This is a genomic window from Alloiococcus sp. CFN-8, from assembly GCF_049943125.1.
Classification (GTDB): domain Bacteria; phylum Bacillota; class Clostridia; order Clostridiales; family Clostridiaceae; genus JAEXZL01.
Genome location: NZ_CP188040.1, coordinates 2,758,717 through 2,774,041 on the forward strand (window position 1 = coordinate 2,758,717; position 15,325 = coordinate 2,774,041).

Consider the following 15,325-nt stretch of genomic DNA (forward strand, 5'->3'; position numbering starts at 1 on the left):
GTTTTTTATTGTGTATAATTAAAGCTATATATTAGATTTGTGAAAAATATATTGAGGCTGAAAAGGAAGGGTATAGAATGTTTGAAGAGCTTAAAAAGATGAAAAAAGAACTTTTCCCAAAATGTGAATTTATAATAGAATATCCTGGAATAGTAAGCACTCCAGAAGAGATAATAAAAGTGCTTATAGATTATTGCAGTAAGGAACAGAAGGCTTTAACAGTTTTAAAAGAAAGCATGACACCGATAGTTAAGATTGATGGTAAAACCTATATAGCTAGAATAGACCAGTTTGTAGGTGCTATTGGGGGAGGTCGTAAGCTTGATACTCCTCATCCACTGCCTTATCTAAATTCATCTTTAAGAGGACAAAGTATATTTGTATATCCTTATGACTATATTGAAGGCTAATTTCCATGTTATAATTAATGTATATACTAATTATACAACGAGGTTGAAGGATGGAAAACAAAAGAACAATTAAGCCAGGCACAAAATACAGACATTTTAAAGGTAATGAGTATTTAGTTCTTTATCTAGCAAAGCACTCTGAAACCTTAGAGGATATGGTGGTTTATCAGCCTCTTTACGGGGAGAGGGGAATATGGGTTAGACCTCTATCGATGTTTCTGGAATCCGTAGAGGTAGAGGGTAAGCTAGTAGAAAGATTTATGGAAGTAGAAGAATAGTACAACAGAGCATTTTATTATTTTTAGAAGACAGCTATGTGATGATATGGATATGATAATGTGAGGAGAAGGAGATTTATGAAGGATAATGTAAAAATCATAATAATTATTCTAGCTATAGCTGTGATACTAGTTGTATCAAATGTGTATACTGCTACTAGCGGTATATATAGGCAGCTAGGGAAGATAAATAGTGATATTATAAGTATTCAAAACAACATGGATAATTTGAGAAGTGATATGGAGAAATTTCAGGGTAATCTGCAAGAGGAGCTGAAGAGTCAAGGGAGCCTTCTCAGCAGCTATAATATTTCCTATGATAATGGGAATCCTGAAACACTCACTGGCGATATTATCATAGAGCTAGTGCCTAAGGAATATAGCGAGGATACTACTGCTACTATAACTCTAGGAGATAAGGTTGCAGCTATGGAGCGAGAGGGTAGCATCTTCACTGCTGTTATTTCAGTACCAGTGCATATTATATATTCAGACCTTATAGTGGAGTTTAAATCCGGGTCTTCCATCAGAAGTGAGGTAGTAGCACCAGGAGACATTGGTTTTATAAACGTTCTGAGTAATGATGTTAATGTAGACTTTTATGGAGAAGGCTCCAAATCCATCAATAATAAATATGGATATCATGGGCAGATTCAGGTATATATGCCAGAAGTAGATATGATCCTATCAGAGGTAAGGCTTCTTGCAATTAAAAATGATGAGGTGATCTGGGAAACAGAGGATTTCTATCATAATGAAGAGGAAGGTAACTACACCACTGAAATTGATAAGAGCTTTTCCTTAGAAAAAGAAGACAGATTACATCTTGCTGTAGAAATGAAGGATTCTTATGGCTTCACATACAAAACTCCTATATATAGTACTGAGATTAATGGCAATGACGGTGTAACTGGAGCTTCTGAGAATATGACTCCTGAAGTCTTAGATGCAGAAGGTAATGTTATTGTATTTAAGAATTATTAGATGATTCTATTTACATTATTTAGCAAAGCTAATATAATTAATTTGTTATTATAATAAAAGGAGGGAAGTAAGTTATGACACCTGCTAATTGCTAACATTAATTTTAATAAAGATAAAAATTAATGATGATTCAAAAAGAGTTTGCTTTTTCAATAATAAGATAAAGCTTATTTCACTTGCTCTTTTTTGAAATGCAATTTAGAAGGTAGCTTACTTAACTAAAATTTATAATTACATTATCTATGAAGCTTTAGGATGCCCATAGGCTTTCTTTGGTTCTGGTGTTTTATGTGGATTTTTATTAGATAAATGTAGTGGAGTATAGAATTTTAGGCTGTAGGAAGAGGCTCTTCTTACGGTCTTTTTATATTTAAGAAAAATAAAACTTAATAGTTAAGGTTATCTCTAGGTTGTTTTCATCATCATTTAAAATATATAGAAATGGTGGTGATTATATGACACCTGCAATGATGGTAATGCTTTCAGATCAATAAACGGAAGGAATAGATAGTTTATGATTTGCTCATTACCGAAAAGTAGAAATCAAATAGAAAAACTTTATATTCCTTCTTCAAGGCTTTATAAAATTGGAGGTAAGGAATATGGAGAAAAAATTAACCTTGAAATGGTATATATATTCAAATGAAATTGCTAGTGAAGAAAGATACTGCCACAACTGTGGAGGCAAGGTAATCTTTCAGGATTCATTAAAAAGAAGACAAAATGCTAACGGAAAAAATATATTTTATTTTGCAATTTACAAATGTCCTAAAGGTCACAGCTGGAATAAGCCTATAGATAAATTTAAAGCAATTTCAGGCTTAGTTAATGAGCCTGAAGAATATGAACATCAGGAAAGCAAGTATGAGAAGCTTCATATTAGAAGGCTTAAGCAGGAAGGTGTTGAGGAGCTTGAAATTATCCTGGAGGTCCTGGAGGATAGTGAAAGAATAGATAAATTTTTATCCAATAAAATAGCTGATCTCAGCAGAGGTGATATAACGGAGCTTATAAAAAATGGCTTTATTAAGGTGAATAATCTTGAGGTTAAGGCAAATAAGCTATTAAAGGGTAAGGATATCATCACCTGTAATATTCAATAAATCAAATAAAAAAGTGGACAATTGATTTGTCCACTTTTATTGTACATTTAATAGAAATGTTGAGTTTTATTTATACCATGGCTTAGCAACAGGTAGTTTTTTATATTCTTCTGTGCTTTCTATCATAGCTCTGATTTTATAAAACAGTTCTCTTAGCTGCACAGCTTCTTCTGTAATAGAGTCGTTTTTATCAAGCCAGGTAATTTTTTTCTCTATACCATTGGCAGTGAAACTAAAATTATAAGTGATAAATGGAGTTGACTCTGTAAAGCCTTTTGACTGAAAATTTTCCTCATAGGCTAGAATATTTATCTTCTTTAGTTCTGAATAAATAGCATCCATGTTTTTATCAGAAAGCTTTAACTCTGTGGTGATTGATGGATCTATAACCATATCTTTTGTAAACTGACCTTTAGCTGTATCTAATTGATTTTTAGCACCCACACCATAGCTAAATACAAAGTTGAAATTCACTGGCTTTGATGGGGGTAGTTTGTTCTTTGAGTTTAATGAACTGCAGCCTGAGAGTAAAGTGGTAATTAGAAGGAGACATAAAGATAGTACCCTAATAAATGATTTCATAATTACTCCACCTTTATTTTTTATTATTTGTATGTAAGAGGTTGGAAAAATATATGGTGAAACAAAAAAATTACCTTCTTAGATTAACAAGATATTAATGTAAAAATTGGTATTATTTACTTGTTGGTTGTATAATTAAATTATAGCTTTATTCGCAGGAAAAAAAGTATTTTCTCTATAATTTTGGAGAGAATTAGTGCTATGTTTTCAGATGTATAGGACATGAATAAAAAAATTAAAAGGAGAATTTATATGCCAGGAAAAAAAGATGATTTTAAGTTCGAAATTACAAAGGAAATAGGTGTACTTTCAGAAGGAAGTAGGGGTTGGAGGAAGGAGCTCAATAAAATCAGCTGGAATGGTGGCGCTCCCAAATTTGATATCCGCGACTGGGATGAGAACCATGAAAAGATGGGTAAGGGTATTACATTAAGCGAAGTAGAGCTCAGAAAATTAAGGGAGCTTATTGATATTGAGCTGGGAAAATTGGATTAGTGGAAACAAATTTACTAAATGTATTGTTCTAAAAAGAGTTTTTAGAATGAAATGGAGGATGAGCAAGTGAGTTGTCCGAGTTGTGGTAGCACAAATATTGAAGAGGGAGTTTCCATTGGCAAATCTGCTGAGGGAGGGTGTATAGGTCCAAGATTCAGTGGCTTTTTGTTTGATGGTGTGGCACAAATGTATTGTGATATATGCCTAAATTGTGGAGAGATAACACGCTTCTTTATAAAAGAGGATACGGATAAAAAATGGATTAAGAAACCTGGAGCGTTTGGAGTTAAATAGGGTGTATTCTGAAGATAAAGCGGCATAAATGTTCTTTGAAAACTGAATATTACGGTAGTGGAAAAATAAGGTGTAGTTAATTCGCAATAGTAAAATATTATGAATTATAACAATGATGGGAGGGATAATCTTGAAAAAATATCTTGAAATTATTGTTTGTGTTATTCTAGTTCTTACAATGGGAGCTTGTAGTCATAAAGAAATAACCAAATTAACTTATTCAGGAGAAGCGACTCAATGGGAGGCAAAAGCCGAGTATAATGCAGATGGGAATTATAAATATACTATAAAATACCTTGGCAATGATAATAAAACATTTAAATTCAATTTTAAAATAGAATATATTTCGGGCAACACAAGTGGAGGTGTTGGTGAATACAGTGATTTGGTTAATAAATCTGGCGGATTAACCTTAAAGTTTGAAAATGACTTAATTAATGGAGACATAAAAAAGTATGGAAGTAGAAATAATTTATACATCCAAATTGATTGGGATAATAAAACAGAAACAATTAATTTGAAAAAAGATGGTGTTCCATAATATTCTTAAATTATGAAAGTAAAATCAAATATTATGTTAATCATAATACCGTACTATTCGAATTCATAAGGTGCCATCCACGTGAGAAGTGAGAAAGTGTTCGCAGTTTGAATAAATTACGATATAAATGTTATTTGAAAATTGAATAGTACAGTGCTGGTAAAATGTGGTATAATTAGTTCTTAATAGTTTACTATTGCGAAGTAAAAATTATTATTTGGAGGTGTAGTATGCTGAAAACAAAACGGCTTGAATTGGTTGGGTTTGATGTTAAATATGCAAACGATTTCTTTGAATTATGGAGCGATTTTGAAGTAATAAAATATACATTTACACCTTTATTGACCACCATTGATGAATGTATTAACTTAATTGAACATCAGATAAATCGGACAAACAAAGGCTTTATAGACCGCTTTGTTATTCTGCTAAATAACAAAGCTATTGGTATGGTTGGTTGCATTTGTATGGATAAGGGAAATTTTATTTATGGGCTTTATTATCAAATATCTCGAGTTCACTGGGGGTGTGGTTATGCAAGCGAAGCAGCGAGTGCATTAATGCATTATGTTTTGAATGAATACCCAAATGCCATTTTTAAAGCAGAAGTAGTATCTGAAAATCCAGCAAGTGCATCTGTATTGAGAAAAATTGGATTAAAACAAACACATATAGAAGAAAATGGATTTAAGCGAAATAATTTTGAACTTGATTTAATACATTATTCTAATGCTTAGCCCTGCAAAATGAGCATAGTCTTTAATTCATATTCTTTATTTATTACGAAAGTAAAATCAAATATTATCTTAACCATAATACCGTACTATTCGGAATAAATATGCGGTATTTTTATGTCGAAATTCATAAGGTGCCATCCACGTGAGAAGTGAGAAACTGTTCGCATGGACATCCAATAGATACTCTTATTCAGCGGGAGGTACAAAAGAATGAAAAGGATTATGATTATAGGTTGCAGTGGCAGTGGAAAGACAACTCTCTCGAAAAAGCTTTCAGAAAGGTTATCCCTACCGTTAGTTCATTTAGATAAGCTTTATTGGACAGGACATTGGGAGACAGTAGCTAGAGAAGAGTTTAATGCTATGCTCCTGAAAGAGCTGGAAAAAGACAGATGGATTATTGATGGTAATTATAACAGTAGCATACCTCTAAGATTAAAATACTGTGATACGGTGATATATTTGGATTACTCACGGTGGACTTGCCTCCTTGGAGTTATTAGTAGGGTTATAAAAAGCTATGGAAAAACTAGACGGGATATGGGAGGAGACTGTCCTGAGAAATTTGATTTGAATTTCATAAAATTTGTATGGAATTTTAATAAGAAAAATCGTGAAAGATATTTAGAAATTTTAAGATGCTCTAAGGATAAGAGGGTTATTATACTAAGTAATAGAGGGGAATGTGATGCTTTTTTAAATGGATTATAGAGAAATTTATTTTGATATATAGAAACTTAATATTAAAGTAATAAGTGATAAATTTGAATTTATATGGGGGAAATATGATTATAGAAATCGAATCACTTAATGATTATTGGGATTTTATAGATGAGGTATCTGGTGATCCTAATTTTTCAGATCCACATTATATTTACAATAAAAATAATTTGCTTGATGCTTGTCATAGGTCAGATGAAAAAGTGTTTGCAGTTTTTAAGGAAAATAAAGCAATTGGTCTCTTCGTTTTTTTAATTCTTATGAATGAAAAATATATTGAAATGATTATAGGGCTATCTAAAAGTTCTATAGCATATTCAGAAATGCTTAACTATTTAGAAGAAGAATATAAGGAGTTTCAGATGGATTTCGTTTTTAATCCTAAGAATTACATTTTGAGACAAATACTAAATGAAAAAAAAGCAAGAATTGATACTGAGCAGATAAAACTTAATTTGGTTAAAGATGACATTCTGTATGAAATGAACGTTAATATTCAAGAGTATACTCCCCAATATGAACACAAATATCTTGTGCTACATACCAAAGACACTTATTGGACGGGGGAAAAGGTACTTAAAGCAACAAATATGTTTAGAGTACTATTAGCAATAAAAAATGATGAAGTGATAGGTTATCTTGATATTACTTATAGTTTTGATGAGAATGAGCCTTACGACCTTTATGTTAAGAAGGAATATCAATGGAGTGGATATGAAAGGGCATTATTAGCAGAGGCTGTTAGATTAAACAGGCCTCATGGTATGATGACTTTAATAGATGTAGATGACGTAGAGAGAGTAGAGTTATTTAAATCCATGGGATTTGTTCAGATGGAAAATCAGAATAGTGTTTATGCAACTTATAAAAGTAGCTTGCAAAGGTGACATCCACGTGAAAAGTGAGAAACTGTTCGTAGTTTGAAGAAATTACGACATAAATGTTCTTTGAAAATTGAATAGTACGGTATTTACAAAATATGGTATAATTAATTCGCAATAGTAATAAATTACGAACTAAAATTTAATCTTATAAGGGGGGTAAATAATGAATATTAAAAATGATAGTAATAATCTTAATATCACCTTGACTAACACTGTTTTTCTTACAACCGAGATTAGCAAAGAAGATAAAGATAAAGTGTGTAGCAGACTATATAATCATAATGTTAAAAACACAGATGGGCTATTACGTAAACCAGGCTTTGACATCAATCTTTGCCTTAAGGATGGTAATATTACAGTGGGTGCTATTTTATGTGATACTTTTAATTATTGTATGTACATAGATGTGTTATGGATTGATGAAAAATACAGAGGATATGGTTATGGAAAAGAATTAATATACCAAGCAGAAAGAATAGCTAAGGATAATGGTTGCACTTTTTCTCATACCTGCACATTTAGTTATCAATCTCCGAAGTTCTACCAAGCGTGTGGATATGAAATTTTTGCAGAGTTAGATAACTATCCTGATAACATAACACAGTACTTTCTGAAAAAAACTTTTAAGAACGAATAATAACTATAATTTGAAGTTAACTAATTCAAATTATTCTTAAATTACGAAAGTAAAATTAAATATTAAGTTAATCCTAATACCGTACTATTCGAAAGTGAATATGCGGTATTTTTTATGTCGCATTTCAGATAAATTATGAATCAAAAAAACTTAATGTTAACTTGCGTTGCTTGAGGCAACTGATGGGTAGGAGCTATACTAGAGCCATCAAAGGACAGGGAGGAACACAAATTGTTTAGTGATAATTTAAAGATGATTAGGAAGAGCAAAGGCTTCACTCAGGAAGAGCTTGCTGCTAAGGTTAATGTTGTAAGGCAGACTGTATCGAAATGGGAAAAGGGGTTGTCGGTACCTGATGCAGTAACCTTACAAAAAATTGCTGAGGTTCTGGATGTAAGTGTTAATGAATTACTTGGTGCGGATCTGATGGAAGATAGCAATAGAAATGAAATAGCAGAGCAGCTTGCTAGAGTGAATGAACAGCTGGCCATAAGGAATAGAAGATGGGGTAAATTTTGGAAGATTATAGTTATTATAATTCTTTTTATAGCCATTATCAACCTTATAATCGTTTTGTCCTTCGGTGCACTAAGAGTTAATTTGGATAAGGAAATTCATAGAGAAGAAGTTATTATTTATGATAAGGATATAGAGTAGTATAGTATATATAGCATAATATATGGCGTGTAAAAGACCTTTGACATGGCAAAAAGTATATATATCAAAGAACTTTGATAGAAAAACACTAGGTTCTGAATTAAACTTGGTGACAAGGAGGTACAGAAAATGGAACTTGGAGCACAAATCAAAAAATACCGAAATGAACAGACACTCTCACAGGAGGAACTTGCTGAAAGAGTATTTGTATCAAGACAATCAATATCTAATTGGGAAAATGGCAAGACTTATCCGGATATTAAGAGTTTGCTGTTGCTGAGTGAAGTTTTTTCTGTATCCCTTGACCAACTTGTCAAAGGAGATGTTGAAATTATGAAAAAAGAAATTGATTCACAGGAGCTTGAAAAATTCCAAAAGGACAGCAACGTGTTTACAGTAGTATTCATTTCTCTTATTATACTCCCAATTCCCCTTAGTAAGCTTTTGGGGTGGTGGGGAATAGCCACATATATTATCCTTTTTGCTGTAGTGATATATTATGCCATCCGTGTTGAAAAGCATAAGAAGAAATTTGATATTCAGACCTACAAAGAAATTGTAGCTTTTACTGAAGGTAAAACTCTAGATGAAATTGAGAAGGCGAGAGAAACAGGAAAAAGACCATATCAGAAGCTTTTACTGGCAACTGGAGCAGGATTATTAACAGGAATTATTGCAGTACTTTTCCTATGGTTGCTATAGTAAGTTTGAAAATAGAAACGTAAGGACAAGCTCTAATTTTTTAGGATTATAGAGGTATAAGTTTCTTATACTAAAAAGTAAAAATTAAATATTAAATTAATTACCTTGCTGCATATTCAATGTAATATGCGGTATTTTTATGTCGAAATCCATAAGGTGCCATCCACGTGAGAAGTGAGAAAGTGTTCGTATGTCCAACCTTATATTGGTTGTACAGGAATAATTTTGTTGACAGATAAAGGTAGTTGGATTAAAATAAGGCTTAATTAGATAGTCTATCTAATTAGTTTTGAAGGAGAGATGGGAATGGATAGGTTTGATGTTGAGTTAAATAGCATTTTGGTGGAGGTGTATCATAATATCTTGCGTCTCGAGGAGAAGGCTCTAAAAAATGCTAATGGGATCTCATTGTCTATTAATGAAATGCACCTGATTGAAGCTGTAGGAAAGGGTGGAGATGGTGGGAGAACCGTTAGTGAAATTGCTGAGGAGCTTAATATCACCAGGCCGTCGGCTACGGTAGCAGTAAATAAGCTTGAAAAGAAAGGCTACCTGGAGAAGGTTAATAGCAAGGATGATGGGAGAGTTGTAAGAGTACATTTAACGAAAGAAGGTGAAGTGATAGATAGATATCACCATTTTTATCATACAAAAATGGTAAGGGAAATCAGCAGCGAATTTTCTGAAGAAGAGAAGGTATTTCTCCTGAAGGCTATCTATAAACTAAATGATTATTTCAAAAAAGGTATTGGTGAAACTAAATGACTTTTAAAATTATTGGAACAGGAAGCTATGTGCCGCCTCTGGCGGTAACCAACGATGATTTGGCTAAATATATAGATACCTCTGATGAGTGGATAGTTCAAAGAGTAGGGGTTAAAAAACGCCATATCTGTACTACAGAGACAGCGGCAGATCTGGCCTATGAGGCTGCAAAATTAGCCTTAGAAAATGGAAATACCAGGGTAGAGGACTTAGATATGATTATCTGTGCCACGGTCAGTGGAGAGGATATTTCTCCTGCTGTTTCCTGCAGTGTTCAGGAAAGGCTAGGGGCTACCTGTCCTGCCATGGATATCAATGCTGCCTGCAGTGCATTTATTTTTATGCTGGAAACGGCAGCAGGATATTTTGCTAGGAAGAAGGTTAAGAAGGTCTTAGTCATTGGGGCAGAAAGGATGTCTAGGATTATGGATTGGAGCGACCGCAGTATCTGTGTGATCTTTGGAGATGGAGCAGGAGCAGTCCTATTATCAGAAGGAGATAATTACATTTCCTCAAAATTAAACACCCAGGGTGGAGATGATGTAATTAAGATACCTAATTTTATGGGCTCCTCACCCTTTTATAAGAATGAGCAGATAAAGCCCTATATCCACATGAAGGGGCAGGAGACCTTTAAGTTTGCAGTTAATGCCATGTGTAAGGATATAACTGAGGTAATAGAAGAAGCAGGGATAACCCCTGAAGAGGTAGACCATGTAATACCCCATCAAGCTAATATAAGGATAATTGATGCAGCAAAGAAGCGCCTTAATATTCCACCAGAAAGATTCCATTCCAACATTGAAAGCTATGGGAATACCTCAGCTGCTAGCATTCCCATTTTAATAGATGAGCTCAATAGAGCAGGACGTATTAAAAAAGATGATATATTGGCACTAGCCGCCTTTGGAGGAGGGCTCTCCAGTGGAGCCTGTATTTTAAGGTGGTAAAGTTAGATAGACTAACTAAATACAATTTTTTATAAAAGGAGAAATTAATTATGATTTTAGAAAAACTTGCTAAATTATTGGCTGAGCATACTGATATAGAGGCTTCATCAATCACCATGGATACACCCTTTGATAGCTTAGGCTTAGATTCCCTTGATACTGTAGAGCTTCTCATGGAGCTGGAGGAAGAGGTAGGAGTTCCTTTAGAGCTTCAAGAAAAGGTAGATACCGTGGGTGACTTAGTTAGATTCATAGAAGATAAGATTGGTGGAAGTCATGAGTAAAACAGATATCTGCTCACTCCTTGGGATAAAGTACCCTATTTTTCAGGGAGGAATGGCATGGATAGCTGATGGAAGGCTTGCTGCTGCAGTATCTAACGGAGGGGGCTTAGGGATAATCTCTGCAATGAATGCTGACTCAAAATATTTATTAGAGCAAATTAACATAGCCCGTGAGCTGACAGATAAGCCCTTTGGCGTAAATGTTATGCTTATGAGTCCTCATGTTAATGAGGTGGCAGAATTATTAGCCAAAGAGAAGGTGCCGGTAATAACCACCGGTGCTGGAAATCCATCAAAATATATACCCATGTGGAATGAGGCAGGGATAAAGGTTATACCTGTAGTGGCTTCTGTGGCTGTGGCAAAGCTGGTTACTAGAGCTGGTGCAGCGGCAGTGATTGCTGAAGGGGGAGAATCAGGAGGTCATGTGGGTGAGATCACAACCCTGGCATTGATTCCACAAATCAGTGATGCTACCCCTCTTCCTGTAGTGGCTGCTGGGGGAATTGCTGATGGCAGGGGAGTAGCTGCTGCTTTTATGCTGGGAGCTCAGGGGGTTCAGCTGGGTACCAGATTTTTAGTTGCCCATGAATGTAATGTTCATGCTAACTACAAGCAAAGGATTTTAAAAGCAAAGGACATAGATACCATAACCACAGGAAAGAGGCTTGGCCATCCTGTTAGAAGTCTGAAATCGCAGTTTTCTAGAGAATATTTTAAAAAGGAATACGACAGCTCCATCTCCAATGAAGACCTAGAGCAGCTAGCTGTAGGCTCCTTGAGACTTGCTGTGGTAGAAGGTGATGAGAAGAGAGGAAGCTTCCTTGCTGGTCAGAGCTCTGGTCTAATTAAAAAGGAGCAGCCAGCAGCAGAGATCATAGAAGAGATTTTTAAGGAAGCTAAAGAGGTTTTAAGAGGTTCAGAAAACATTTTGAATGGAGCATTGAAATGGGTAAAATAGCCTTTGTATTTTCTGGTCAGGGAGCACAGTACAGTGGAATGGGTAAAGAATTATATGAACACAGTGCTGCCGCCAGAGAAGTTTTTAATATAGCTGATTCCATAAGAGAAGGAACCTCACAGCAGTGCTTCTATGGCACTAAAGAGGAATTAAAGCTTACAAAAAATACTCAGCCCTGCATATTTTCAGTGGATTTAGCAGCAGCTAAGGCCTTAGAGGAAGCAGGAATAACTCCTCATATGGTAGCAGGCTTTTCTCTAGGAGAGGTTGCTGCACTGGTATTTTCCGGTGCTATGCCCCTGGAGGAAGGTTTTTCTCTAGTGTGCAGAAGAGGAGAGCTCATGGAGGAAGCCTCTAAGGAATGGGATACAGCCATGGGAGCAGTATTAAAGCTCAATAACCAGGAGGTAGAGGAGCTTTCCTATAAATACAAGGGGATATACCCTGTGAATTATAACTGCCCAGGTCAGCTGGTTGTTGCAGGATTAAAGGAAGAAATCATCCTATTCAAGGACGCGGTAAAGGAAAAGGGAGGACGCTTTATGCCTCTGGCAGTAAGTGCTGGCTTTCACTCTCCCTTTATGAATAAAGCCTCAGAGAAATTTCTCTTAGAGATTGAGCCTTACTCTATGAGTAATCCAGCAGTTCCTGTATATTCAAATGTCAATGCCCTTCCCTATGGGGAAGATATCAAGTCCTTACTGGCAGAGCAAATTAAAAGCCCTGTTAGATGGCAGGAAACTATTGAAAATATGATTGCACAAGGGGCAGATACCTTTATTGAGGTGGGACCGGGGAATGTTTTAAAAGGACTTATTTCTAAGATAAACCCCTCAGTTAGGGTTTTCAATGTAGAGAATATAGAAAGTCTAAATCATACATTAAGGTCGGTGAAGGAAAGTGCTTAAAGGAAAAAATGCAGTGATTACTGGAGGCTCCAGGGGTATTGGGAGGGCTATTGCCCTAAAGCTTGCTGCAGAAGGAGCTAACATCGCTGTGATATATAATGGCAGCGAGGAAAAGGCAAGGGAAACCTGCACTGAAGCCAGGTCCTTTGGAGTAGAGGCAGAGTGCTATAAATGCAATGTATCAGATTTTAATGAAGTAAAAGAAACCCTGGATAAAATTATCAAGGAAATGAATAGAATTGATATCCTGGTTAATAATGCAGGAGTAGCAAGGGATGGCCTCATCTATTCTATGAAGGAGGAGGCCTTTGATATGGTAATAGATACAAATCTCAAGGGTACCTTTAATACTATAAAGCATTTAACTGGGCATTTTATAAAAAATAGATCAGGAAAAATTATCAATATAAGCTCCATAGTTGGGATTACAGGAAATGCCGGTCAGGCTAATTACTCAGCATCTAAGGCTGGTGTCATTGGACTTACAAAGGCTGTGGCTAAGGAGCTGGGAAGCCGTGGTATAAACTGTAATGCCATAGCTCCAGGCTTCATTGAAACAGACATGACTGAAAAATTAACCAAAAGGGAAGAGCTGCTTAAGGCCATAACCTTGGGCCGTATTGGAAAGACTGAAGACGTTGCTGAGCTTGCTTTGTTTTTGGCCAGCGATAAGGCTAGCTATATCACTGGTGAAGTTATCCGTGTCGATGGCGGATTAGCAATATAATGAGGTGAAATAATGAACAGAGTTGTGATTACTGGAATGGGGGCCATAACCCCCATTGGAAATGATGTAGACTCCTTCTGGAAGGGACTTCTAGCAGGGAAAAATGGAATAGGTCCTATTACCCGCTTTGATACATCAGAATATAAGGCAAAGCTTGCCGCAGAGATTAAGGACTTTGATCCTTTATTATACATGGAGAAAAGTGAAGCAAGGAAGAGGGATTTATTTACTCAATATGCCGTAGCTGCTGCTTCTCAGGCAGTTTCAGATAGCGGAATCATAGATAATATAAATCCTGAGGACTTTGGTGTTTATTTTGGCTCAGGGGTAGGTGGCCTAATAACCATGTCTGAGGAGAGTGAGAAGCTTCTAAATAATGGACCAAGAAAGGTTTCACCCTTCTATATACCCATGATGATTGCAAATATTGCAGCGGGTACTATTGCCATGAAATACAATGCACAAGGCGCCTGCATTCCTGTGATTACCGCCTGTGCTACGGGAAGCAGCTGTATTGGAGAAGCCTACAGGGCTATAAAGCACGGTTATGCCAAGGCTATCATAGCTGGAGGTTCTGAAGCCTCAATAACTCCCATTGCTGTAGCAGGCTTTACCAATTGCAAGGCTCTAACCTTATCAGAGGACCCCAATAAGGCGTCAATTCCCTTTGATAAGGACAGAAGTGGCTTTGTCATGGGAGAGGGGGCAGGAGCTCTTGTCCTGGAGGAATACAGTCATGCAAAGGCAAGAGGAGCAAAGATTTACGCAGAGCTAAAGGGCTATGGCTCCACCTGTGATGCTTATCATATTACCGCTCCCCATCCTGAAGCAGAAGCCTCCTCAAAGGCTATTGTTAATGCCATAAAGGAGACGGGGCTTGTAGATGAAGCAAGGATTTATATTAATGCTCATGGAACAAGTACCCCATTAAATGATGTCAGTGAAACCCTGGCAATTAAAAAGGCCTTAGGAGATAAAGCCTACAAAGCTCTTGTAAGCTCCACCAAATCCATGACAGGACATATGCTGGGAGCTGCCGGTGCTGTTGAAGCAATTGCAGCTATACTTGCTCTTAAGGAGGGTGTGGTACCACCTACCATAGGCTTAGTGGAGGAGGATTCAGAATGTGACCTAGATTATGTAAAGGGAGAGAAAAGAGAAGCTGACCTGGCCCTTGCCCTATCTATATCCCTGGGCTTTGGAGGGCATAATGCCTGCTTAGCCTTTACAAAGGTGGAGGATTAATCATGAATCTAAAGGAAGTTAAAGAACTTGTAAATATAATGAATGAGAATAATCTTTCCCTTATAGAGATAGCTGAGGAGGGGAAGAAGATTAAGCTGGCAAAGAATTTCTTTAGTGATAATGAAGTAAGAAGCTCTGCACCTCAGGCTATACAGGAGGCAAAGAGCTCTACCAAGGAAGAGGCTATGGAGGTAGTGAAGGAGACTTCAGCTGCTCCTGATAATGCCTATTATGTTACTTCACCCATGGTGGGAGTATTTTATTCCTCAGCCTCTCCTGAAGCCGCCCCTTTTGTAAAGGTAGGGAGTAAGGTGAAAAAGGGTGATGTAATCTGCATAATAGAGGCTATGAAGCTTCTTAATGAGATATTAGCAGAGAGAGATGGAGAAATTACCGATATATATGTAAGTAATGAAACAGTGGTGGAGTTTGGTCAGAAATTGTTCCAGATGAGGTGATAG

General features: G+C 36.1%; 22 protein-coding genes. 21 read left to right on the forward strand and 1 reads right to left on the reverse strand.

Translation table 11 applies throughout. The features are described from left to right. Positions 1–77: 77 nt before the first annotated feature. From ACPWSR_RS12885 to ACPWSR_RS12900, 4 genes are all read left to right on the forward strand, one after another. Complete coding sequence (locus ACPWSR_RS12885) at positions 78–410, forward strand: hypothetical protein (RefSeq protein ID WP_426348637.1); 333 nt, start codon at positions 78–80, stop codon at positions 408–410. Positions 411–460: 50 nt separating this feature from the next. Continuing rightward, the gene (locus ACPWSR_RS12890) at positions 461–688 is read left to right on the forward strand and encodes a DUF1653 domain-containing protein (RefSeq protein WP_426348638.1); all 228 of its coding nucleotides are present in this window, start codon (positions 461–463) and stop codon (positions 686–688) included. A 78-nt stretch (positions 689–766) separates the two neighbouring features. Further along, the gene (locus tag ACPWSR_RS12895) at positions 767–1,672 is read left to right on the forward strand and encodes a hypothetical protein (RefSeq protein ID WP_426348639.1); all 906 of its coding nucleotides are present in this window, start codon (positions 767–769) and stop codon (positions 1,670–1,672) included. A gap of 602 nt (positions 1,673–2,274) precedes the next feature. Beyond that, positions 2,275–2,775 carry a S4 domain-containing protein gene (locus tag ACPWSR_RS12900; protein WP_426348640.1) on the forward strand — a complete coding sequence of 167 codons (501 nt, stop codon included), beginning with the start codon at positions 2,275–2,277 and terminating at the stop codon, positions 2,773–2,775. Between the two features lie 66 nt (positions 2,776–2,841). Here the strand turns inward: ACPWSR_RS12900 and ACPWSR_RS12905 are convergent, their stop codons facing one another. After that, positions 2,842–3,357: a hypothetical protein gene (locus tag ACPWSR_RS12905; RefSeq protein WP_426348641.1), complete on the reverse strand. Its 516-nt coding sequence runs from the start codon at positions 3,355–3,357 to the stop codon at positions 2,842–2,844. A gap of 252 nt (positions 3,358–3,609) precedes the next feature. Between ACPWSR_RS12905 and ACPWSR_RS12910 the strand changes: the two genes are divergently transcribed. The 17 genes from ACPWSR_RS12910 to accB all read left to right on the forward strand — a co-directional run bounded on the left by ACPWSR_RS12910 (position 3,610) and on the right by accB (position 15,322). Then, the gene (locus ACPWSR_RS12910; RefSeq protein WP_426348642.1) at positions 3,610–3,852 is read left to right on the forward strand and encodes a YdbC family protein; all 243 of its coding nucleotides are present in this window, start codon (positions 3,610–3,612) and stop codon (positions 3,850–3,852) included. A gap of 66 nt (positions 3,853–3,918) precedes the next feature. Further along, positions 3,919–4,146, forward strand: a complete 228-nt coding sequence (locus tag ACPWSR_RS12915; RefSeq protein WP_426348643.1) for a hypothetical protein — start codon at positions 3,919–3,921, stop codon at positions 4,144–4,146. A gap of 130 nt (positions 4,147–4,276) precedes the next feature. After that, a complete protein-coding gene (locus tag ACPWSR_RS12920; protein ID WP_426348644.1) occupies positions 4,277–4,687 on the forward strand; it encodes a hypothetical protein in 411 nt (136 codons plus the stop codon). A 230-nt stretch (positions 4,688–4,917) separates the two neighbouring features. Continuing rightward, positions 4,918–5,424: a GNAT family N-acetyltransferase gene (locus ACPWSR_RS12925; RefSeq protein ID WP_426348645.1), complete on the forward strand. Its 507-nt coding sequence runs from the start codon at positions 4,918–4,920 to the stop codon at positions 5,422–5,424. 210 nt (positions 5,425–5,634) lie between these two features. Continuing rightward, on the forward strand, positions 5,635–6,135 hold the full coding sequence (locus ACPWSR_RS12930; protein ID WP_426348646.1) for a EutP/PduV family microcompartment system protein: 501 nt from the start codon (positions 5,635–5,637) through the stop codon (positions 6,133–6,135). A 74-nt stretch (positions 6,136–6,209) separates the two neighbouring features. Then, complete coding sequence (locus ACPWSR_RS12935; RefSeq protein ID WP_426348647.1) at positions 6,210–7,031, forward strand: GNAT family N-acetyltransferase; 822 nt, start codon at positions 6,210–6,212, stop codon at positions 7,029–7,031. A gap of 160 nt (positions 7,032–7,191) precedes the next feature. Beyond that, positions 7,192–7,665 (forward strand): GNAT family N-acetyltransferase, encoded by a 474-nt coding sequence (locus tag ACPWSR_RS12940; protein WP_426348648.1) that lies wholly within the window; start codon positions 7,192–7,194, stop codon positions 7,663–7,665. A 231-nt stretch (positions 7,666–7,896) separates the two neighbouring features. Further along, entirely contained in the window at positions 7,897–8,322 is a 426-nt protein-coding gene (locus ACPWSR_RS12945) for a helix-turn-helix domain-containing protein (protein WP_426348649.1), read from the forward strand. A 129-nt stretch (positions 8,323–8,451) separates the two neighbouring features. Next, the gene (locus tag ACPWSR_RS12950) at positions 8,452–9,024 is read left to right on the forward strand and encodes a helix-turn-helix domain-containing protein (protein ID WP_426348650.1); all 573 of its coding nucleotides are present in this window, start codon (positions 8,452–8,454) and stop codon (positions 9,022–9,024) included. 306 nt (positions 9,025–9,330) lie between these two features. Further along, positions 9,331–9,789, forward strand: a complete 459-nt coding sequence (locus tag ACPWSR_RS12955) for a MarR family winged helix-turn-helix transcriptional regulator (RefSeq protein ID WP_426348651.1) — start codon at positions 9,331–9,333, stop codon at positions 9,787–9,789. Continuing rightward, positions 9,786–10,739 carry a beta-ketoacyl-ACP synthase III gene (locus ACPWSR_RS12960; RefSeq protein WP_426348652.1) on the forward strand — a complete coding sequence of 318 codons (954 nt, stop codon included), beginning with the start codon at positions 9,786–9,788 and terminating at the stop codon, positions 10,737–10,739. The genes ACPWSR_RS12955 and ACPWSR_RS12960 overlap by 4 nt, the downstream gene beginning before the upstream one ends. A gap of 50 nt (positions 10,740–10,789) precedes the next feature. Next, positions 10,790–11,023: a phosphopantetheine-binding protein gene (locus ACPWSR_RS12965; protein WP_426348653.1), complete on the forward strand. Its 234-nt coding sequence runs from the start codon at positions 10,790–10,792 to the stop codon at positions 11,021–11,023. After that, entirely contained in the window at positions 11,016–11,984 is a 969-nt protein-coding gene (gene fabK, locus ACPWSR_RS12970; protein ID WP_426348654.1) for an enoyl-[acyl-carrier-protein] reductase FabK, read from the forward strand. The genes ACPWSR_RS12965 and fabK overlap by 8 nt, the downstream gene beginning before the upstream one ends. Then, positions 11,972–12,892, forward strand: a complete 921-nt coding sequence (gene fabD, locus ACPWSR_RS12975; protein WP_426348655.1) for an ACP S-malonyltransferase — start codon at positions 11,972–11,974, stop codon at positions 12,890–12,892. Before fabK ends, fabD begins: the two co-directional genes overlap by 13 nt. Beyond that, the gene (gene fabG, locus ACPWSR_RS12980) at positions 12,885–13,619 is read left to right on the forward strand and encodes a 3-oxoacyl-[acyl-carrier-protein] reductase (protein ID WP_426348656.1); all 735 of its coding nucleotides are present in this window, start codon (positions 12,885–12,887) and stop codon (positions 13,617–13,619) included. The genes fabD and fabG overlap by 8 nt, the downstream gene beginning before the upstream one ends. 12 nt (positions 13,620–13,631) lie before the next feature. Then, the gene (fabF, locus tag ACPWSR_RS12985; RefSeq protein WP_426348657.1) at positions 13,632–14,864 is read left to right on the forward strand and encodes a beta-ketoacyl-ACP synthase II; all 1,233 of its coding nucleotides are present in this window, start codon (positions 13,632–13,634) and stop codon (positions 14,862–14,864) included. Positions 14,865–14,866: 2 nt separating this feature from the next. Then, positions 14,867–15,322, forward strand: a complete 456-nt coding sequence (gene accB / locus ACPWSR_RS12990; protein WP_426348658.1) for an acetyl-CoA carboxylase biotin carboxyl carrier protein — start codon at positions 14,867–14,869, stop codon at positions 15,320–15,322. Positions 15,323–15,325: the final 3 nt, after the last annotated feature.